This is a genomic window from Algoriphagus sp. (genome assembly GCF_013373065.1).
In the GTDB taxonomy this organism is placed as follows: Bacteria; Bacteroidota; Bacteroidia; order Cytophagales; family Cyclobacteriaceae; genus Algoriphagus.
In genome coordinates this window covers 13,883-34,789 of the sequence record NZ_JABXIN010000006.1, presented here as the reverse complement: position 1 = coordinate 34,789, position 20,907 = coordinate 13,883, and the positions used below count along the sequence as shown (strand labels likewise).

Genomic DNA, 20,907 nt, shown 5'->3' with positions numbered 1-20,907 from the left:
TGCATTTTGTCTGAATTCCTATTTATTTGAGGAAATTTTAAAACTAGATCCGCTTTGAACAACTCGGAATACCTTCCGCACATTGCATACGACTCAGTTATTTTTGGCTTCTCCGGTGAAAAGCTTAAAATTTTACTTATTGAGTATCATAATACAGGTTGGCTTGCCTTACCAGGAGGTTTTGTCAAAAAAAATGAACCTTTAGACGAAGCAGTGATTCGAGGGCTCAGAGAACGGACCGGCTTAGACCAAGTTTACTTAGAGCAATTTTACACCTTTGGAAGTTTAGAACGAGTTCGTCCTGAAATTATGCAGAAAATATTGGAAGCTCAGGACGCTAATCTTCCTGAAAATCATTGGTTGCTTGATCGGTTTATTTCTGTAGGATATTATGCTTTGATCGACTATGAAAAGGTAGAGCCTATGCCGGATGCACTATCAGATTCGATTAACTGGTACGATGTTGACTCCATTCCTGACTTACTTTTTGATCATAACTTTATCGTTCAAAAAGCCCTAGAGCACCTTCGAACACATTTAGATCAAAAGTTACTATCGGTCAATTTGTTACCCGAAAGGTTTACCATGAAAGAGCTGCAACAAGTATATGAAGCTATTTTAGGTGAGAATTTGAATCGGGCTAATTTCCAACGGAAAATGCTGAGTTTGGGGATTTTGCAACGTCATGAGAAGCTGTTTTCTGGAGGTTCACACAAAGCTCCATATTTATATAGCTTCAAGAAGTGATTTTTTATTGCAAAGGCTGCGTCAATACACTCAAAATCGTCTGAATTCCCTCCTTGTAGTTTCCAAGCCGTATATTCTCATTGGGACTGTGTTGGTTGTTATCTGAATTGACGGTAGGGATAGTCACTGCTGGAATGTTTAATGCATCGACGAAAGGTGAAATCGGAATACTTCCGCCTGAAATGCGAATTTGAACCGGATTTTGTTCAAAGGCTCGGTACATGGCAGAACGAAGCCATTCTCCTGCTGGTGAATCCATTGGGGTTCGAAACGCTTGGTAGGAAATTTTGCTTTCCATTTTTACGATTTTTGGATATTTCATCCTTTCCTCATCACTTGGCTCATGGTCCAAAATATGGAACCCTTGATCTTCAATATGCTTTCTGATTAATGAAAAAAGTCGTTTTGGATCTGATTCGGGTACCAAGCGGATATCTAATTCTGCCAACGCGGTAGCAGGTACTATGGTCCTCGCTTCAGGGCCAACCCATGCGGAAGACATTCCTCTAATATTTAAAGATGGATATTGAATGCTTTCTTGGTAGGTTTTTCCGACTTCATCCGTCCGTCCGATTCCTAGGCGGGATTGAATGGTTGCTTCATCATCCGGTACTGCCTCTAAGATTTTTCGTTCTTGTTCGGAGAATTGGATTCCGTCATAATAACCGGGTATGCTGACCCGTCCATTTTCATCTTTCATGCTTGCCAAAAGCTGAGAAAGTAAAAAAGCAGGATTGGGTGCATAGTTTCCAAAATGCCCGCTATGTTGAGGTAATTTGGGACCATAAGTAGTTAGGGTCATTTCTGAAATACCTCTTGCGCCATAACTCAGTGTTGGCAAATTAGAAATATGCCGCGGTCCATCCATGATCAGCATAAGGTCTGCCGCGAGCTTATCTTTGTAATCAAGTACTGCTTTAGGAAGTCGTGGAGAACCTTGCTCTTCTTCAAAATCCAAAATGATTTTAATGGAATAATCAGGTAAGGATTTATTATCTACAAGTGCATCCCAAGCTGTCAAAAACATGGCAAATGGTCCTTTGTCATCTGAGGTTGAACGGGCAAATATTCTCCAATCCGGATTGTATTCGTTTTTCAATCGGTCGAAATCAATAATCGCCCAGTCTCCATTTGAATTTCTTTCTTTCAAAACTGCTTGATAGGGATCTGGTTGGTTCCACTTGCTTTTGTCTACAGCTTGTCCATCGATATGAAAATAAAATAAGATTGTCTTATTGGCCGTTGGATTTTCTTTATGCGCTAGCAGAATTGGTATTCCTCCCGTTTCCAATCGCTCATGGCTCCAGTTTCTTTCTGAAAATTGAGTTTCACACCATTGAATATTTGTTTCGATTTGTTCCGGATAAACCGCATCATTAGGCATTTGGACTATTTCTGTCAGGAGGTTTAATCCATGTTGCCAGTAATCATCCGTCCAGGATTCCAAAACAGCTTTTGTGGGTTGTGTTTGAGAATATCCCAAAGTGGAAAAGGAAATCAAAAGGAGGAAAATCAATTTTTTCATGGCTGTTAATTTTTTGGAAATTAGAAAAAATCGAAACCAAGGACAAGTTGAATTATTCCAAGAATTTCATCCAACAAAAAATCCTGCCTCGAGAGGAAGCAGGATTGAAGTAGGGGCGAAGTAAATTAAATTACTTCCCTGAAATATTCTATTGTTTTCAGTAATCCTTCTCGAAGTGGAATGGTAGGTTCCCAACCCAATTCTTTCTTGGCCAAATCTATAACAGGTTTTCGCTGCATTGGGTCATCCTGCGGTAGGGGAAGAAATTTCAGTTGGCTTTTACTTTCAGTCAATTCTAAAACTAAGTTCGCCAACTCCAACATGGTGAATTCCCCTGGGTTTCCAATATTTACTGGACCTGTAAAACCATCTCTTGAATTCATCAGACGATACATTCCTTCAATGAGGTCGTCAACGTAGCAGAAAGAACGTGTTTGTTTTCCATCTCCATAAATGGTGATGTCTTGACCCTTTAAAGCCTGCACAATAAAATTACTTACTACGCGGCCATCATTTGGATGCATTCTTGGTCCATAGGTGTTGAAAATTCGCATCACCTTAATCGGAACCTCATGCTGTCGATGGTAGTCGAAGAATAGGGTTTCCGCACAGCGTTTTCCCTCATCATAGCAGGCTCGTGGTCCTAAGGTATTTACATTTCCACGATAGGATTCAGGTTGAGGATGGATTTCAGGATCACCGTAGACCTCTGAAGTACTCGCCTGAAGTACTTTTATTTTTAAACGCTTTGCTAATCCCAACATATTCATGGCACCAATGACCGATGTTTTCGTTGTTTGAACAGGGTCAAATTGATAATGAATAGGGGAGGCAGGACATGCTAAATTGTAAATCTCATCCACTTCCACATACAGCGGGTGGGTGATATCATGTCGTAATAACTCGAAGTTCTTATTGTCTAATAAATGGTGGATATTTCTTCGGTTTCCGGTGAAAAAGTTGTCCACACAAAGTACTTCGTTTCCTTCTTTGAGCAATCGCTCACATAGGTGACTTCCTAGAAAACCTCCGCCACCACTTACTAAAATTCGCTTCATTTAAAATTTTATATTCAAAATTTACACAGCCAAATTAAACAAATGTTTTTCAATTAAAGGAAAAGTATTTGGGAATAGCTCAAAACCAATAGTCCCGCATATCAAGTGTTGGATAACTGGTGCTATGAAGTCGTTGAGATAATGCACTTATTTTAGGAATTTCATATTCCATAAAATAGCGTGCTGTTTCGATTTTTCCATAATAGAAAGCAGTATCTGCATTTTCTTTTTTCATATTCATAGATGAGAGACTTGCCTGCCTGATCCACATCCATCCAACGGAAATAATCCCGCATAATTCTAAAAATAGAGTTGCGTCTGCTAGGAAAATTTCGGGTCCTTCCTGTGCTTTTTGTAAAAGGGAGGCTGCTGCATTTTGAGCCAAATTCCATCCCTTTTCAAATTGATTTCGAATATCCTCTGGACCTTGATAAGTGGAAAGATCATCCTCGATGTGTTGATGTAACATTTTCCATCCCAATCCATCGTTAAGAAATATTTTTCTTCCTAATAAATCCAATCCATGAATTCCCGTTGTACCTTCATGTATCGGATGGATTCGTGCCTCTCGGTAATACTGTTCTACAGGAAAATCCTGTGTATATCCTGCGCCTCCTAAGATTTGAACTGCTGCCGAAGTACTTTGAAGCCCCATTTCAGAGGGATAGCTTTTTGCAATGGGAGTTAACAACTCTAATAGAGCGTGCTTTTGTTTTTTGTTGATTTCTTCTGATTCATGTGTAGACTCGTCCATTAATTTGGAGCAGTAAAGCAATAATGCAAGAGAGCCTTCTGTGACGCATTTTTGGAGTAAAAGCATCCTTTTCACATCGGCGTGTTGGATAATGGGGACTTGTGGCTTGGAAAGGTCTTTTTCTGTAAGTTTTCTCCCTTGGGGCCGCTCCTTGGCATAAGCTAAAGATGCTTGAAATGCGGCCTGAGCAATGGCTACTGCATTCATCCCCACACCGATTCGAGCCTCATTCATCATTTGAAACATATATCTGAGCCCGTGATTTTCTTCCCCCACAAGATATCCTAAAGCTCCTTCATTTGATCCAATCATCAAGTGAGCAATTGGGGCACCTTTGTAGCCCATTTTATGATAGAGCCCTTCTGTCAGGACATCGTTTGGTAGGCTGGTTTCAGGGATGATTTTTGGTACAACAAATAAAGAAATTCCTTTTGTCCCTGCTGGAGCCCCTTCAATTCTCGCAAGCATGAGGTGAATAACATTTTCACAAGCATCATGATCTCCACATGAAATATATATCTTTTGGCCCTTGATTCGGTACTCACCTTTAGTAGAGGTTGGATAGGCTGTGGTGGTGATATCCGACAAGGAGCTGCCCGCATCAGGTTCGGTTAGGGCCATGGTTCCCTGCCATTCACCGCTGTACATGGAAGGGGTAAAGCGTTTGATAAGCTCATCATTTCCAAAAGTTCGAATCAGATTTGCTGCACCTGTGGTAAGAAATGGGAAAACCGATGCGGAGTAATTTGCTGCTTGAAGGATATATCCAGCTGCCAAGTGAATAGACCAAGGTAATTGTTGTCCGCCTTCTTCATAGGGGAAGGTGGCATTAATCCATCCATCTTTTCCAAATTGCCGTATGATTGCCTTCATCCTAGGATGGATTTTTATTTTTCCATTTTCAAGAATGGGTTCTTTTCTATCCATCTCCGTTAAGAGGGGATACAGGGATTTCTGAGCAATCTGTTCGGCAGCATCCAACACCATCTCGAAGTTTTCTTGATGATGGTCTTTGAAATAGGGGTAGCGATTTAGGTTTTCTACCTCTAAATGCTCGAAAAGTTGAAAAAACAGATCTTTTTTAGAATAGAAACTACTCATTGGTTTTGGGGTTAAAGCTTTCGAATGATTTTTGCTGGATTTCCTGCTACAATGACATCAGATGGAACATCCTTGGTCACAACGGTACCCGCTGCAATGATGGATCGATCTCCGATGCTGACTCCAGGACAAATGATACTTCCTCCTCCGATCCATACATCGGATCCAACATGGATTTCTTTTCCATATTCCCAAAGTTCACCCCGGGTCTTGGCATCAAGTGGATGGGAAGCGGGATAAAACTGAACGTTTGGACCTACCATTACGCGGTCTCCAAAACTTACAGGAACGACATCTAAAATCACGCAATTAAAGTTGAAAAAGACATTGTCACCAATGCTTATATTGTAGCCGTAGTCGCAAAAAAATGGGGGGTCAATCCAAAGGTTTTTTCCAATTTTTCCGAAAAGGCTTCGAAGAATTTCTATCCGGGTTTCTTTGTCTTCGGGATCAGATTCATTGAATGATTTCAAAAGTTTTCGTGCGTGAAGGCGTTCTGCTTCAAGCTGTGGATCACCTGCTTGATACAATTCCCCTGCAAGCATTTTTTCCTTTTCAGTCATGATTTCTTAGGAATACCAAGGCTTCTTCAATTCCTCTTATTTCTGCCAAACCTTTTAATCGACCGATTGCAGAATAACCGGGATTGGTCTTTTTACTTAAATCATCCAGCATTTGATGACCATGATCAGGGCGCATCGGAATTCGCTTTCCTCTTCGTTCCTGTACTTTTAAAAGCTCCTGAACGACTGCTGCCATCGGTACATCTCCATCCAAATGATTCTCTTCGATAAAATTCCCGGCCTGATCTCGTTTGGTACTTCGTAAATGAATGAAATTGATATGATTCCCAAATTCTTGAATCATGGCTAATAGGTCATTGTCAGGTCGGACTCCATAGCTTCCGGTACAAAAACAAAGTCCATTGTGAGGACTTGGATTATCTTGAATAATTCGGCGAGCATCCGCTGCAGTTGAAACAATCCGAGGTAATCCATAGAGGGAAAATGGGGGATCATCTGGGTGAATGGTGAGAAATACTCCAACTTCTTCAGCTACTGGTACGATGGCTTCCAGGAATAATCGTAAATGCTCTTGAAGTTTTTTCTCATCAATTCCATTATAAGTTTCAAGCATTTGACGGAATTCATCCAAGGTATATCCAATCTCAGAACCGGGAAGTCCCTTTAGAATATTATCGATGATTAGCTGTTTTTTTTCAGGACTTAGTGCTTCATAATAAGTTTTGATTTCTTGGATTTCTTCCTGACTGTATTCTTGAAAAGCTTCAGGTCTTTCTAAGATAAAAAGGTCAAAAGCTTCCACTGCTTTTTTCTCATAAAACAGTGCTTTAGCGCCATTCGGCAATTCTTTATACAGTTCTGTGCGTGTCCAATCCAAGATGGGCATGAAGTTATAGCAAACCGTAAAAATACCCTCAGATGCTAAGTTTCGAAGGGTTTGTTGGTAGTTCTCTATAAACTCCTCGTAGCGCCCAGACCTTATTTTGATTTCCTCATGGACAGGGACTGATTCGACCACATACCAAGTCAAGCCAGCATCTTCGATAAGCTTTTTTCGTTTTTTGATTTCTTCAATAGGCCAAACTTCACCATTTGGAATGTGATGAAGGGCTGTGACGATACCTGTAGCACCTGCTTGACGAATATCTCGGAGGCTGACTGGATCATTGGGACCATACCAGCGCATGGTTTGTTCCATTCTTGGGGTCATATTTATTTGATTTGACATTTTAAACTCCTGAATAGGCACTAAACCCACCATCCACTTCTACAATTGTTCCCGTTACAAAATTGGATGCATCTGAACAAAGCCATTGTAAGGTTCCCAGCAGGTCTTCTGGTTTTCCAAACCGACTCATGGGGGTATGTGTAATGATTTGATTTCCTCTCTTCGTTAAGGAACCATCTTCTTCTGTGAGTAAGGTTCTGTTTTGCTCCGTTAGGAAGAATCCTGGCGCGATGGCGTTCACCCGAAATTGTGGTCCATGCTTGGTTGCAAGTTCTACAGCAAGCCATTTGGTCATGTTGTCAATTGCGGCTTTTGCTGAAGCGTATCCCATGACTCGTGTCATGGGTCTGGTTGCAGCCATTGAGCTGATGTTGAGTATATTACCTTTTTTGTTTTCAAGCATTAATGGAAGGAAAGCCTTGATGGGAAGTACTGTTCCCATATAGTTCAAATCCATTACTTGTCGAAGGGATGCTAAATCAAGGTCTAGAAAGTTTTGGTCGGGTCTAACAACGGCTCCCGGCATATTCCCTCCGGCTGCATTGATTAACACATCAATGGATTGATGTTGGCTTTTGATTTTTTCAGTTGCTTGGCAGACATTATTCCAATCTGTGACATCGCAGGTATAGCCCGAAGCTGTTCCTCCTTGCTTTTTGATTTCATGGAGAAGCTCATTGATTTTGGTAGCATTTCTTCCTAAAATGAGTAGCTCGGCTCCTTGAGAAGCTAGGTGAAGACTCATGGCTTTTCCCAAAACTCCTGTGGCTCCAGAGAATACAATTTTTTTGTTAGAGAGGTCGAATAGATTGATTGCCATGATTAAACTTGAAAATTATCAGCTGAAAAGTCAAAGTAATTTTTTGCATTGAAATAGCAGATATCTGCTACGATTTTACCCAACCATTTTTCATCAGCCGGCAAAAGTCCTTTTTCAACATCATTTCCAATCAAATTACACAGAATTCGACGGAAATACTCATGTCTTGGAAAGGATAAAAAGCTTCTGGAATCAGTCAACATTCCGATAAAACATGAAAGTAAGCTCATGTTCGAAAGTGCATTTAATTGTTTTTCCATTCCATCTAGTTGATCTAAATACCACCAACCTGAACCGAATTGCATCTTTCCTTTCACGCTTCCATCGTTAAAGTTTCCAGTCATGGTTGCAAAAACCTCATTATCTCTTGGGTTGAGATTGTAGAGAATGGTTTTAGAAAGTTGGTTTGTTTTGTCTAAGGAATTTAAAAATCCGGCAAGGGCTTTTGCCTGTTCAAAATCTCCAATAGAATCGTAGCCGGTGTCTGGTCCCAGAGTACTTAATTGCCTGGAATTGGTGTTTCGAAGAGCTCCGAGATGGAATTGTTGTACCCAGCCTTTTTTATGATACTCCTTACAAAGGAATTCAAGGGTTTTGAATTTGAAGTATTGAATTTCGTGGACAGTTAGTTCATTTTTTGATCGAAGTTGTTGGAATAGCTTCTCCAGGTTGAATGCTTCTTTTTCAAAAAAATAAAGTTGCTCTAATCCATGGTCGGCAAGTCTACATCCGTTTTGGTGGAAAAATTCAATTCGATTTTGAAGAGCTGATTTCAAATCCTCATAGCTGTTGATAGAAAGCCCTGTCACATTTTCCAACTTTCCGAGGTAATCCAGGTAGTTTTGAGGATTTTCTACAGCATAGGCTTTATCGGGCCGGAATGCAGGGAACATCAATAATTCAGCCTTTGATTCGCTCATTTTTCGGTGGTTTTCCAAGGAATCAATAGGGTCATCGGTCGTGCAAACCACTTCCACCTTCATTTTTTTCAGAAGGCCTTGGGTTCGAAATTCTTCTTGAGAAAGTTGGTAGTTGCAAGCCTCATAAATTGGGGAAGCACTTTTTTCTGAAAGGCTTTCCTCTATCCCAAAATAGCGGAGCAGTTCTAAGTGAGTCCAATGATACAGCGGGTTACGAACAGTATATGGAACAGTAGAAGCCCATTTTTCAAATTTCTCCCTGTCACTTCCATTTCCAGTGATAAATTTCTCAGAAATCCCAAGCGTTCGCATCGCGCGCCATTTGTAGTGGTCTCCGGCTAACCAAACTTCTGAAATAGTTTCAAATTGTTGGTTGGATCGAATCTGATGAGGAGGTAGATGGTTGTGGTAATCTATAATGGGAAGGTCTTTTGCATAGTCATGATAGAGTATTTTTGAAAACTCAGACTGAAGCAAAAAATCATCGGTAATGAATGAATTTTTGGATGAGAAATGACCCATTGCTAATACTTTTGGTTCGGTTAATTCAATTTATTTATAAGAGGATGAAAATTATTTAGACTTAAAAAAGGCCGTTTTCTTTTTCGAATACGGCCTCATTGAAATTAAACTTTTGGTGGTTCCCATCCTTTTTCATATTCCCTCGACCAAAGGTCCATGGCTTTTTTGGAATTTGTAATTCGACCGCTAGAACTATCACATTGAAGTGTCTCACTAGTGCGATAAGAGATATTTGCCAAGTGACAAAGTAAGGTACTGACTGCTCCTTCTTCAATATTGGAGTTTTGTTTTTCTAATCCTCTTACCGCATTGAAGAAATTGACCACATGACGGGTACTCATATCTCCTCCGCCTCCTAGTTGCGTACCGGCTTCATTGCTAGTTGAAGAACTGTCCTTCACCAATTTTCCACTTCGATCGTAATGCTTGTAGCCATTTCTATTTACAAATACACTGCCTTCGCTTCCGAATATAATGGTACCCCGATCAGCACCATAGGTATTGTAATTGTTTCTGCTTTTTCCATCCCATACGATGGTCGCGCCATTTTTAAATTTGAATGTTGCTTCCATGGTATCGTACATGGTCCAACCATCATCCTCGAAGTGATACTTTCCTGCATCGACACTGACATGGCTTGGGTATGAGACTTCCAAAGCCCAGCGCGCAACGTCTAATTCATGAGTTGCATTATTTCCGGTCTCAGCCGTTCCATAATCCCATCCGTACCAATGCCAGTTGTAGTCCCATGTATCATGCATGTATGGTTTTCGAGGAGCTGGTCCCTGAAAGAGCTCCCAATCGAGTCCTTCCGGAACTGGGGCAGGAGAAGGGTTGACAACTCTTCCTCTGGCATTGCTATAAAAGGCTACAGCCTTGTATGCTTTGCCGATAGCTCCATCATGAATGGCTTTGATGATTTCCTGGCTTGCAGGAGCGGAGCGTTGTTGATTTCCCATCTGGACAACTTTTCCATATTTTTTCTGAAGAGCAATCAGTAATTCACCTTCTCGAGGGTTATGGGAGCAGGGTTTTTCTACATAAACATGTTTTCCATGCTCCATCGCGATCCAAGTTCCCGGTGCATGCCAATGGTCTGGTGTCGCGTTGATAAGAACATCTAGATTTTTATCTTCCAGTACCTTTAAAATGCTTTTCTCTAGTTTTGGTTGGTAATCAATGTGATTTGAAAAATTTTCAGCAGCCCTAGTCAATTGTTTATCCATGACATCACAGAGATAGAGTAATTCCACATTGCTGGACTTCAGTGCTATTGGTTCATAAAAAGCCCCCAGTCTTCTGCCTAAACCTGCGATGGCTACCGTCAATCGATCATTGGCGCCAAGTATCCTTCCGTAGGATTTTGCTGAAAAGCCCATTGCCCCTAAGGTTGAAACACCAATTCCTGCCGCTGTGCTTTTTTTGATAAAAGTTCTTCTGGATTGCTTGTTCATAATAATGCCCGGTTAGTTTAAGGTTTTGATTTTGATGTTTTTAAAGCTGACTTTATCGCCATGATCCTGGAGTAGAATATGTCCTTCAGGGGCCTCGCCGAAATTTTCCCAAATTTTATATTTAGAGATAGCTACAAGACCTCGAAATTCTTGAGAACCTCTCACATACTCCAATACCTTCACACCATTTAGGTAGTGTTCTACCCGGTTGTCTGGATAAACTACAATTCGGCCTTTATTCCACTCACCGGGAGGTTTCACAAATCGACTTTGTTTTTCAGCAGTGATTAAATCATACAAAGAAGCGAGCGTGCGGTTTCCATCTCGTCCCATTTTGGCATCAGGGTGCTTTTCATCGTCCAAAATTTGATATTCAAGTCCAATTGCTGATCCAGAATTGTTTTCTGAAAGGGTGACAAAGTATTTAACGCCACTATTGGCACCTTCGGAAAGATTGAATTCAAATGCTAAATCAAAGGCGCTGAACAGTTCAGTGGTAACAATATCACCTGCATTTGTGGATTCTCCTCCTCCAGATGATTCAATCGTCAAAATTCCATCTGAAATAGTCCAGCCGAAATCAGGAAAGGATTCCTTATAGGCCCCAATCCATCCATCAGAATTTTCGCCATTGAATAGCAATCTCCAGCCAGAAGCTACTTCAAAGTCTATTAGCTCATTTTTGCGGTTATTGACTACGAAAATCTCTTTTTCGAATGGCTGAGGGTCAAGGTTTTTGGTTTTAATTCGGATGTTCCGGAAATAGGTCTTTCGTCCTGCATCTTCAGGATTTTGAATGCTATGGACTTGCAAGCCAATAAATCCTTTTTTGTCAGTATCATCTACGACATAGGCTACTTCTTGACCATTTACCCAGGTTTTAATTTCATCACCAATTACCTCAATCCGGTAGCGATTGTATTCACCTAATTTAAAGGCTGATTTTGCAGCTGGATTAAGGTCTAGGGGGTAAAGCCAGCCTCTCCGAGCTTCATCATAAACTCCTCCAGACCATGCTCTTTCCGTTGGGTCAGCCTCAATTTGATAACCATATACTAAGCCTTTTCCGTCTCGAGCTTGTGGATCGAACTGTCCTCTTGCCATTATCCCGGAATTGGAGGAAAGATCTTCGACTTTTAGCTCTAGCTCCAAGATGAAGTCGCCAAACATCTCTTCTGTAATTAAAAAGGTATTGGGTGATCCAGCTACAGCCGAACCAATAATTTCTCCATTTTCAACAGAAAATTCAGCATCGCCAGCCACAGCTTTCCAACCTGATAGGTCTTTTCCATTGAACAAATCCCGCCACTCTTCGGATTGAGTTTCTTGGGATTGATTGCAAGAGGCAATGAAGGCTAGAGAACTAAGTAATAGGATGAAAGATGGTATACTTTTCATGAATAGGGTTGTTTGAATGTAAATCGAAAATCAAAATTTCGATGGATTGCTACAATTGCAGTTAGGCTCAAGATACGCAATCGTTTGGGATCTTTCCACTATAAAAACCTTGAAATCTTAAGCTTTAAAAAATTAATTCTTCCGAATTCGATACTTTTGCGCATGCTTGATTTCAATGAACGAAGAACGGTTTTTATAACCTGTAAAGACCGCTCTGTTACTTATCTGGAGCAGGAAATCCGTGAACTTGGCTTTTTTCCTGAAAAAATTCATCGTACTGGAGTAGAGCTTCGAGCTTCTCTGGAGGATTGTATGGATTTGAACTTGCATCTGCGAACTGCTTCACAGGTTTTGTTTGAAATCCGTTCCATTTATCTAAGAAACGCTTCCGATATCTATCGAAGAATCAAAGCCCTTCCTTGGGAAGAATACTTGGATGTGGATGGATATTTCTCGGTCAATTCGGTCGTTGAGAATGATTCAGTTAGCACTCCTTTGATTGTCAATGTAAAAGTTAAAGATGCTATTGTAGATCGTTTTCGGGATAAATTTGGCCGAAGACCTGATTCTGGCTCCGAGTTTAGTGGTTTGGTGATTCAGATTTACTGGAAAGGAACACAAGCTCAGATCTACTTGAATACAGCAGGTGAGACGCTTGCCAAACACGGTTACCGGAAAATTCCAGGGAAGGCACCCATGATGGAAGATTTGGCAGCTGCTACCATTTATGCAACGGAATGGAATACTCGCGTTCCATTTGTCAACCCCATGTGTGGTTCGGGTACTTTGGCCATTGAAGCAGCCCTTATGGCATCCAAGCGATATCCGGGATTATACAGAGATCATTACGCCTTTATGAATATCTTGGGCTATTCACCCGAAGCTTATGAAGCCAAGATGAAAAAACTAAGAAACAAGATTATCGATGATCCAGGAGTAAAAATCATAGCATCAGATATTTCTTTGCAGGCCATCACCTTTGCAAGAGAAAATGCAGCCATCGCAGGTGTAGAAGATTTAATCGATTTTCAGGTTTGTGATTTTGCTGAGACAGAAGTTCCCGAAAGACCCAAAGGCGTAATTATGTTTAATCCAGAATATGGAGAACGATTGGGTGAAGTGGAGGAATTGGAGGAGACCTATAAACGGATAGGAGACTTTTTAAAACAAAAGTGTGCTGGATACCGAGGATATATTTTTACCGGAAATTTGGAGCTAGCCAAAAAGGTAGGCCTTCGTGCCAGTCGGAGAATTGAATTTTGGAACGGAACCATTGATTGCCGTCTCTTGAAATATGATCTCTATGAAGGAAAAAAATGAGCAAAAAAAAAGCCGGATTTACCCGGCTTTTTTCTTATTGATGCTCATCCCGTAAGAGGTCATTGACTGTTTTAACAGGATTGAAGGTAATCAAAGGAACTTCTACAAATAGGGTGTTCCACCCAGCCATGGATCCATTCCATAGTCCTGGGAGTTCTAGAGCTTTTAATTCACGTCCGCTTTTTGATTTCTCAGTGATAAATCCAGTATTCATATCCCGGAATTGAAGTAGGTCAAATTTCTCTCCTTTGTAATTTCGGGTTCCACAAACCAAATCCACTGGGTTAAAATGTGTTGCCGCTTGTAGATGACGTTCTGAATCTGGGTCAGCCAAATTGATTTGAGCTGTTTCCAGGATTTGAAGGGATTGTGATCCATCTTTTTCCAAAATCCAGAAGGGACCTCCGCCTGGTTCGCCGGTATTTTTCACCATTCCACATACTCGGATAGGTCGATCTAATTTCTCTTTTATGGTTTGAAATTGCTCTTCCAAGGGCAGGCTGTCGAAATGGATAGGGAGCTTTCCACCTAAAGCTTCTGTGAATACACTTTTAGCATTTGCAACATTTTCGGAGGAGCTTTCCTGATCAAGCCGACGGAGGGCGTCGAAGACTTTTTCCTGAATCTCCAAGAGTAATCCACCAATCGCCTGTTTGTATTGGCGGGTCGGCTCCTTCAATCGATCCGGAACGACATTATCGATATTTTTTATAAAGATCAGATCGGCATCGATATCATTGAGATTTTCCAAAAGCGCCCCATGTCCGGCAGGTCTAAACAAAATACTTCCATCCTCTTCGAGGAAGGGTTCATTGTCCATCGTTACCGCAATGGTATCCGTTGACTTTTTCTGTTGTGAATAGCTGATATCAAAGGTCAATTCTGATTCTTCCTCAAGGATCGGGATGATTCCTTCGATTTCGGCTTTGAACTTTTCCTCATGTTCGGGTGAAACGGTAAAGTGGATTTTTACCAGCTGACCCGTTCCAACAGCATATTGCATTCCCTCGATAAGATGCTCATGAGCTGGAGTTCGGGTGTCATTTTCATAGCGATGAAACTTGAGGAGTCCCTTGGGTAAACTTCCATATCCCAATCCATCTTCTAACAATAGGGCTGCTAAGATTTCTTTGTAATCTTTTCGATCCAGACAATCGGGAATACTAGTTCCTCTATTTTTCAAAACTTCATTTAAGTCATCAAAAAAGGCAAACTTCTCAATTTGATCCATGAATTTCTGGACAAACTTACTTTTGCTGAGGTCCCCATCTCCATCTAAAAAAGCAAAGAGGTCTTTAAACATTCTGGAAGCCGCGCCCGAAGCCGGAACAAATTTTACTACTTCAATTTGTGAAGCTCTAGAAGGATACGTACTCTGAAAATGCGCCAAATCCTTTTCATCCATAATTCGGATGCCATTTCCCGGAGTAGCAGGAGCGGTGATTTCTAGAAATGGAAATCCATTTTTGAAATTTTCGATTTGCTGTTCAACCGTCTCGGGATTCATCCCCTGGTTTTTGATTTTTTTCAGTAATTCAGTATTCATGGAAATTAGGGTTTCAAAAGTTCGTTTCAAGATAGCAGTCTATCTTGCTTTGCTCAAGTCCAAGGCTTCTTTTTTCAATAAATTCAGTTCATATTTTCTCCTAGCTCATAAAAAATCCTCTATGAGTTGAAATTGGATTTTTTCCTTCGGTTTTTTTTGGGCTAACACTCCCAAATCGTCTTCATGAATTTGTAATACTCTTGGGTATCCTCCAGTGACTTGTGCGTCTGAAAGAAGGCAAATGAGTTTTCCTCCATGCGTCAGCTGTACTGTTCCTGGAAATACCGGAGCCGTATATATACTTCCCAGTTCGTTGGGGACTAACTCTTCTAACTGTACGGCCATCCCGTTTTTTAAATTTGAAATGGAAAAATAGCTAGTCCTGAGTTGTTCTTGTTGGCTTTCCCTCAATAGGTCAAATTCAGGTCCAGGGTAAGCTCTTATTTTTTCCTGCTTTAAATAATCTTGATTCCATTTCACCCTACTATTTGATAGGTAGTCTATGATTGTAGGCTGTTTGATAAAAGGAAGCGTGTCGCCGGCCTTCACAAATTCTTTTTCCGTAATTCCTAAGGAATAACTCCTAGAACCTAAGCGAATGGGCGTTTGGAATCCATTTTGAATTCCTAGATATAAAATTGATCCCAATTCAAACTTTCCCACTTCCAATAAGGAGCCTTCTGGAATTATTTGAAGTCCTGAAGAATAAGTAGTCTTTCCATTTATAGTGATTTCAGCTTTGGCTCCTGCTAAACAAATAATAGCCGAATCATGAAATTGGAGTTTCAAACCAGGTTGATTGATTTCTAAAACGGCATCTTCCTCCTTATTTTTCAATAGGTGATTGATCCAAAAAACTGCTTTGGGATCTAAGGGGCCGCTTGGAGGGACTCCAAACTCTGCATAGTTTTTTCTTCCTATATCCCGAATTTTAGTTCCCGGTCCCGTTTTGATAACCTCTATGAATGCTTGTGGCTTAGTCATAAAGGTTTAAGTTTTGGTGAGTTTTGTAGAATAAACTCGAATTCTTCTTTTGAAATTGGGACAAATTGAATTCGGTCTCCTATTTGTGGGTTGGCGGGAGGATTTTCCTCTGGAGAAAAAACGGTAATCGGTGTCCTTCCTATCAGATGCCATCCTCCAGGGCTTTCAAAAGGATAGATGCCGGTTTGATTTCCTCCAATTCCTACTGAACCTGCTTTGACAGTCCGGTCAGGGAATTCTTTTCGGGGAGTTTTTAAAGAATTTTGAAGTCCAGATAAATACATGAAACCAGGTAAAAACCCATAAAACTCAAGTCGATAGATTGGGTTTGAATGCAATTCAATTAATTCTGTTGGACTTATTCCTTTGATTTCACAAATTCTATCTAAGTCTTTCCCAAATTCACCGCCATAGCAGACAGGAATTTGCCAGGTTTTTTCATCCACTCGCTGAGAAGGTAGGTTTGTAGGAAAGATTACTTCAAAGTCTTTTCCAGGGGGATTTTTCCAAATCACGGAAATGCATTGATACCCTTGCCGGATTTCGGCTAGCTCATCTTGATAATGTGCTACTAACCAATTTTTGATCAATACTCTTTTTTGCAATAAAGATTTGGAAGGTTCTTCTTTCCACTTGAATTCCCACCAGGTTGGGGTGATTTTTTTTATTTCCGGGATTATGTCCACCATTTTTTCCGGATTTGGGGTAAAAAGTCAAGAATTCCTGCATTGTCTCCATGAAAACAAATTGTATCTGCCTGAACAGAAATTAATTTACCGCTTATGGTCCTAATTTTAGACTCTTCGATAATAAGTTGTAGATGTTCGGACACTGATTCAAAATCAGTCAGAACTGCACCTTTTTCTTTTCGAGATAAAAGTTGTAGGTCGTCCGTATAGGCGCGATCCCCAAAGACTTCCCGACGTATGATTAATTCATTTTCTTTTGCAGCATTTTCCATAGCAGAAAATGGAGGGACAAAGATCGTGGTGCTGGGGAATTCATTTGATAAATATTCGCAAAGGCTAGAAGCAAGGTCTGGTTGGGAAGCGGCATCGTTGTATAAGGCTCCATGGAATTTGATGTGGTCCATAGGCATATCCAATTCTTTTGCAACCTCCAAGAATAAACCAATTTGCTCGTGGATGGAATCGATCAATGCCTCGGTAGTTATTGAAAGGGATCTTCTGCCGAAATTTTCCTTGTCCGGATAGGAGGGGTGAGCCCCACCTTTCTTTCCTGATTTCAAGCAGGAGTTTAGTGTTTGGTAGATACTTTCCCGATTTCCAAAATGGCCACCACAAGCTATGCTGGCTGTATCGATATACGGAATGATCTTTTCCTCATGAAGGACTCCTTCACCTAAATCAGAATTTATTTCCAAGGCTCGTTGCTTCATACCCGAAATTAAAAATTCGATTGATTATTTTTCTGATAAATATCAAAAGCGCCTCAAATTGACTTCAAAGCCATATTTTTTTAATTTCGCTTATCGTTAACTAAACCTAAATTCTTATGGGAAAAGGAGATTTGAAATCCAAACGAGGAAAAATCAATCGAGGAACTTTCGGAGCAAGTAGACCCAAAAAAGAAGCCAATCGTAAGACGAGAAAAGCAAAATTGGGTTTGGACAAAAAGTAAGGATTGATCATTTCAAGGGGCTTCGGCCCCTTTTTTCATAATCGATTTTGCAATAGGACCTTTCTTTTTCGCATCACTTCCAATCTCAAATTTTGTTTTCAATATTTTTTAAGAACTTAAGGAAGAATTGAGGAGGTATTTAGCAAACTCCTGTACCTCACTTTTAATTTAATTCCAGCGATATGCATTCAAAATTACCTCGAATAGGAACAACCATTTTTACGGTAATGTCTCAAATGGCAAAGGATTTTGGAGCCATTAATTTATCTCAGGGTTTTCCTGGTTTTGATGCGGACCCCAAACTTTTGGAATTAGTGGCACACTTTACCACGAAGGGTTTCAATCAATATGCACCGATGAGTGGGATTCCGGAATTGCGTGAAATTATGGCAGAAAAGACGATGCGATGTTATGGTTTCTTGCCCGATCCTGTGGAGGAGATTACCATTGTTTCCGGAGCTACTGAGGCCATTTTTTGTGCAATCACTGCGGTAGTTGATCCTGGAGATGAAGTGATTTTATTGGAGCCTGCCTATGATTCCTATGAACCAGCAGTAATCCTTTCAGGAGGGATTCCGATCCATGTGGATTTGAAGCCTGGTGAATTTTCTATCGATTGGGAGAAAGTTCGGCATGCAGTTAACTTCAAAACCAAGGCATTGGTAATAAATACTCCCCATAATCCCTCAGGATATGTATGGACCGAGGAGGATTTGAAACAATTGGCTAGTTTGGTCAGAGATCGAGATATCTATGTCATCAGCGATGAGGTATATGAGCATATCACTTTTGATGGGCGAACTCATTTCTCACTTGTGGGCCATGAAGAACTTCGGGAAAAAACCTTTGTCTGCGGATCGTTTGGGAAGACTTTCCATGTGACTGGATGGAAAATTGGTTATTGCATAGCTCCCAAAGATTTAATGGCAGAATTCCGAAAAGTCCACCAGTTTGTCACGTTTAGTACAGTAACCCCCATCCAATATGCGCTTGCGGAATATTTAAAAGATGCCGCTCATTACGAAGGGGTGTCTAGTTTCTATGAAAAGAAACGGGACTTTTTCTTTGAGGGATTAAAAAAGACCGGATTGGAAATAATTCCTGCCCAGGGGAGTTTTTTTCAAATGGCATATTTTGGTCACTTATCGAAAATTTCTGATCGTGAACTTGCAGAACGGATGACTCAACAATTAAAAGTAGCCTGCATACCTGTTTCCTCCTTCTACCATGATAAACAAGATCCGAAGTTCATTCGGTTTTGTTTTGCGAAAGAAGAAGATGAATTGGAGGAAGCCCTCAATCGCCTTCAGGGGCTAAGTAAAATTTTATAAAAAAACCGGCAACGTTTCCACTGCCGGCTGTGTTAAGTTCCTTGCTATCCAAGGAATCAGGCCAAAATTTTTCTACAAAATTCAAAGCATTTCTGAACTTCCGAAATAGGATCAGATCCTTCTGGAATTTGATATTCAAGTTCAATAGTTGCCGGGAATTTATAATTATTTTTTTGCATCATTCGTAGAACATCTCCGATTGGAGTGTCTCCCGTTCCCCAAACGACGTTGCCCTTCCCGTTCGCAGGCGTTTGTCTGTCTTTGGTATGCATGCTGAGGATTCGATTATGCTGCTTTTCGATCAAGGAAAATAGGTCTGTATGCCCTGCTGCAATGTAATGCCCCATATCAAGATTCATTGCATTTTTTGGACTTTGTTCTAGAGCAGTATCCCAAAAATCAAAGGTTTGCTGCTCATGTCCATGGTAGGCTACAGACATGCCGTATTGTTCTCCCATTTTCCCTAATTTGAGCGTATGGACATCATTTGAGGGGTGTTCCAAAGTAACATGAGAAGCTCCTAAAGCTTTTGCAGCCTTCATTCCATAGGCGATTTCAGCGTCGGTGTTATTGATGCCAAAAGCGCTTGGTTTAAAAGCATAAATACTTACTCCCGCATCATTGTACATTTTACGGATGGTTTCAAATGGCTTCATGTCCACTTTTGCCCTCCAATCAGCAACTTCCTTGGAATAAGCATCCGCTTGAGCACGAATTTCTGTCATTTCTTTCTGCTCATCTGCTGTCAACTCTTCTCCTCCTCGCATTTTTCTTCCAAGTTGAAACATTCTTCTTCTATCGAAATTTGCCTGTGGAATTCCTGCAAAACTTTCGGCTGGATCTCCCATCAATTCAATTGCAGAAATTCCACAATCCTTAACATATTGAAGGGTAGCTTCAGCACTTTGATCTGGCAAGGATCGGAAGGAATAAGTAATACAACCTAGTTGAACTCCATTAATCAAACTGTCTGGTTTGTTATATCTTTTGATGATAGTAGGAGCTCCTTTCAGGACAAGGGGTGAAACAGAAAGGGCTGTGGTACCAAGCACAGATTTGATTAAGAATTCTCTTCTAGTTTTCATGAATTTATGGATTAGGGAAAATTGCTGATTCTATTGTTTCAATTTAAAAGAATAGCTAGGGAAAAAGGAAATTTTCTTCTTTAAATTTTAATTATTCCCTAAAAAAATTATTGAATGGTTGAAATTTAGGATAGGTGAAGGAGAGTTTGGGCCAAGTTCAGGCGTCTTGGTTTAAGCTTTATTCAGAGTCAAAAATTTTGACCAAGAGTTTTTCGCAAACCTTTTGACTGAGTGTTTCTTTTACATTTTCCTCATACTGTACGATGATGCTTTCATCGAATGGTTCTTTGGAAAGGATTTTCAATTCTGTTCCGAGGCTTAAATTTCTGCTATTGAGATATTGTAAAAATTCCGTAGAGGAATCAGCGAGGGCTGATAAAATCACTTCCTGTCCCGGTTTGGCTTCACTTAAGCTTTTTAATTGAAGGTGTTGAATTCGACCTTGGCGGTCCGGAATTGGGGAACCATGTGGGTCAACCGTTGGATGTCCCATCATTTCATCCATTCGTTCGAAAAATTTTGGTGCATGAATATGCTCTACCTGTTCGGCAATTTCATGGACTTCTTCCCAACCAAAGCCCATTTTATTTACCAAAAACATTTCTGTTAATCGGTGTTTGCGAATAATTAATGCAGCTTCTTGTTTGCCGGAAGCTGTAAGTTTAACCGGCTTGTACTTCTCATATTGTACTAATCCTCTTTTCTGAAGATTTTTTACCATGGAATTGGCAGTAGGCATGCTGACTGTGAGCTGATTAGCCAACTCTGAAATATTAATTTCCCCCTCCTCATTCGCGAGGTTAAATAGGGCCTTGAGATAGTTTTCTTCTGTCTGAGAAGCCATACCGCATTAAGATTATTCAAATATTAGAAAAATTAATTAAAAATAATTTTGTTAGAATAGTCTAACATTATTTATTTTTGTTTTCTAATTATTCATTTAGAATCA

19 protein-coding genes are annotated in these 20,907 nt (G+C 40.4%); 4 read left to right on the top strand and 15 right to left on the bottom strand.

Translation table 11 applies throughout. The annotated features are described in order from the left end of the window. Nucleotides 1-54 precede the first annotated feature (54 nt). Nucleotides 55-747, top strand: coding sequence for an NUDIX domain-containing protein (locus HWE15_RS05175; RefSeq protein WP_290506443.1), 693 nt, complete (start codon nucleotides 55-57; stop codon nucleotides 745-747). A gap of 4 nt (nucleotides 748-751) precedes the next feature. Here the strand turns inward: HWE15_RS05175 and HWE15_RS05170 are convergent, their stop codons facing one another. From HWE15_RS05170 to HWE15_RS05130, 9 genes are all read right to left on the bottom strand, one after another. Continuing rightward, nucleotides 752-2,272 (bottom strand): M20/M25/M40 family metallo-hydrolase, encoded by a 1,521-nt coding sequence (locus HWE15_RS05170; protein WP_290506442.1) that lies wholly within the window; start codon nucleotides 2,270-2,272, stop codon nucleotides 752-754. Nucleotides 2,273-2,397: 125 nt separating this feature from the next. Beyond that, nucleotides 2,398-3,330 (bottom strand): UDP-glucuronic acid decarboxylase family protein, encoded by a 933-nt coding sequence (locus tag HWE15_RS05165; protein ID WP_290506441.1) that lies wholly within the window; start codon nucleotides 3,328-3,330, stop codon nucleotides 2,398-2,400. Nucleotides 3,331-3,409: 79 nt separating this feature from the next. Then, a complete protein-coding gene (locus HWE15_RS05160) occupies nucleotides 3,410-5,185 on the bottom strand; it encodes an acyl-CoA dehydrogenase (protein WP_290506440.1) in 1,776 nt (591 codons plus the stop codon). 11 nt (nucleotides 5,186-5,196) lie between these two features. After that, nucleotides 5,197-5,751, bottom strand: coding sequence for a sugar O-acetyltransferase (locus tag HWE15_RS05155; RefSeq protein WP_290506522.1), 555 nt, complete (start codon nucleotides 5,749-5,751; stop codon nucleotides 5,197-5,199). Further along, complete coding sequence (gene uxuA / locus HWE15_RS05150; RefSeq protein ID WP_290506439.1) at nucleotides 5,741-6,919, bottom strand: mannonate dehydratase; 1,179 nt, start codon at nucleotides 6,917-6,919, stop codon at nucleotides 5,741-5,743. Before uxuA ends, HWE15_RS05155 begins: the two co-directional genes overlap by 11 nt. Nucleotides 6,920-6,938: 19 nt before the next feature. Continuing rightward, nucleotides 6,939-7,757 (bottom strand): SDR family oxidoreductase, encoded by an 819-nt coding sequence (locus HWE15_RS05145; RefSeq protein ID WP_290506438.1) that lies wholly within the window; start codon nucleotides 7,755-7,757, stop codon nucleotides 6,939-6,941. A gap of 2 nt (nucleotides 7,758-7,759) precedes the next feature. Beyond that, the gene (uxaC, locus tag HWE15_RS05140) at nucleotides 7,760-9,199 is read right to left on the bottom strand and encodes a glucuronate isomerase (RefSeq protein ID WP_290506437.1); all 1,440 of its coding nucleotides are present in this window, start codon (nucleotides 9,197-9,199) and stop codon (nucleotides 7,760-7,762) included. A 104-nt stretch (nucleotides 9,200-9,303) separates the two neighbouring features. Next, nucleotides 9,304-10,653 carry a Gfo/Idh/MocA family oxidoreductase gene (locus HWE15_RS05135; RefSeq protein WP_290506436.1) on the bottom strand — a complete coding sequence of 450 codons (1,350 nt, stop codon included), beginning with the start codon at nucleotides 10,651-10,653 and terminating at the stop codon, nucleotides 9,304-9,306. Nucleotides 10,654-10,665: 12 nt separating this feature from the next. Beyond that, a complete protein-coding gene (locus tag HWE15_RS05130; RefSeq protein ID WP_290506435.1) occupies nucleotides 10,666-12,051 on the bottom strand; it encodes a DUF1080 domain-containing protein in 1,386 nt (461 codons plus the stop codon). A 162-nt stretch (nucleotides 12,052-12,213) separates the two neighbouring features. On the opposite strand from HWE15_RS05130, the gene HWE15_RS05125 reads away from it, so the two are divergent. After that, nucleotides 12,214-13,371, top strand: coding sequence for a class I SAM-dependent RNA methyltransferase (locus HWE15_RS05125; RefSeq protein ID WP_290506434.1), 1,158 nt, complete (start codon nucleotides 12,214-12,216; stop codon nucleotides 13,369-13,371). A gap of 34 nt (nucleotides 13,372-13,405) precedes the next feature. Here HWE15_RS05125 and HWE15_RS05120 read toward each other — a convergent pair whose 3' ends face one another. From HWE15_RS05120 to HWE15_RS05105, 4 genes are all read right to left on the bottom strand, one after another. Then, nucleotides 13,406-14,917, bottom strand: coding sequence for a DUF4301 family protein (locus HWE15_RS05120; protein WP_290506433.1), 1,512 nt, complete (start codon nucleotides 14,915-14,917; stop codon nucleotides 13,406-13,408). A 105-nt stretch (nucleotides 14,918-15,022) separates the two neighbouring features. Next, nucleotides 15,023-15,901: a biotin-dependent carboxyltransferase family protein gene (locus HWE15_RS05115; protein WP_290506432.1), complete on the bottom strand. Its 879-nt coding sequence runs from the start codon at nucleotides 15,899-15,901 to the stop codon at nucleotides 15,023-15,025. Further along, entirely contained in the window at nucleotides 15,898-16,590 is a 693-nt protein-coding gene (gene pxpB / locus HWE15_RS05110; RefSeq protein WP_290506431.1) for a 5-oxoprolinase subunit PxpB, read from the bottom strand. Before pxpB ends, HWE15_RS05115 begins: the two co-directional genes overlap by 4 nt. Then, on the bottom strand, nucleotides 16,578-17,300 hold the full coding sequence (locus HWE15_RS05105; RefSeq protein ID WP_290506430.1) for a LamB/YcsF family protein: 723 nt from the start codon (nucleotides 17,298-17,300) through the stop codon (nucleotides 16,578-16,580). Before HWE15_RS05105 ends, pxpB begins: the two co-directional genes overlap by 13 nt. A 116-nt stretch (nucleotides 17,301-17,416) precedes the next feature. Between HWE15_RS05105 and HWE15_RS05100 the strand changes: the two genes are divergently transcribed. Beyond that, a complete protein-coding gene (locus HWE15_RS05100; RefSeq protein ID WP_290506429.1) occupies nucleotides 17,417-17,542 on the top strand; it encodes a 30S ribosomal protein THX in 126 nt (41 codons plus the stop codon). Nucleotides 17,543-17,724: 182 nt separating this feature from the next. Continuing rightward, complete coding sequence (locus HWE15_RS05095; RefSeq protein WP_290506428.1) at nucleotides 17,725-18,873, top strand: methionine aminotransferase; 1,149 nt, start codon at nucleotides 17,725-17,727, stop codon at nucleotides 18,871-18,873. A gap of 56 nt (nucleotides 18,874-18,929) precedes the next feature. Here the strand turns inward: HWE15_RS05095 and HWE15_RS05090 are convergent, their stop codons facing one another. Further along, nucleotides 18,930-19,958 (bottom strand): TIM barrel protein, encoded by a 1,029-nt coding sequence (locus HWE15_RS05090; RefSeq protein WP_290506427.1) that lies wholly within the window; start codon nucleotides 19,956-19,958, stop codon nucleotides 18,930-18,932. A gap of 178 nt (nucleotides 19,959-20,136) precedes the next feature. After that, nucleotides 20,137-20,802, bottom strand: a complete 666-nt coding sequence (locus HWE15_RS05085; RefSeq protein ID WP_290506426.1) for a metal-dependent transcriptional regulator — start codon at nucleotides 20,800-20,802, stop codon at nucleotides 20,137-20,139. Nucleotides 20,803-20,907: the final 105 nt, after the last annotated feature.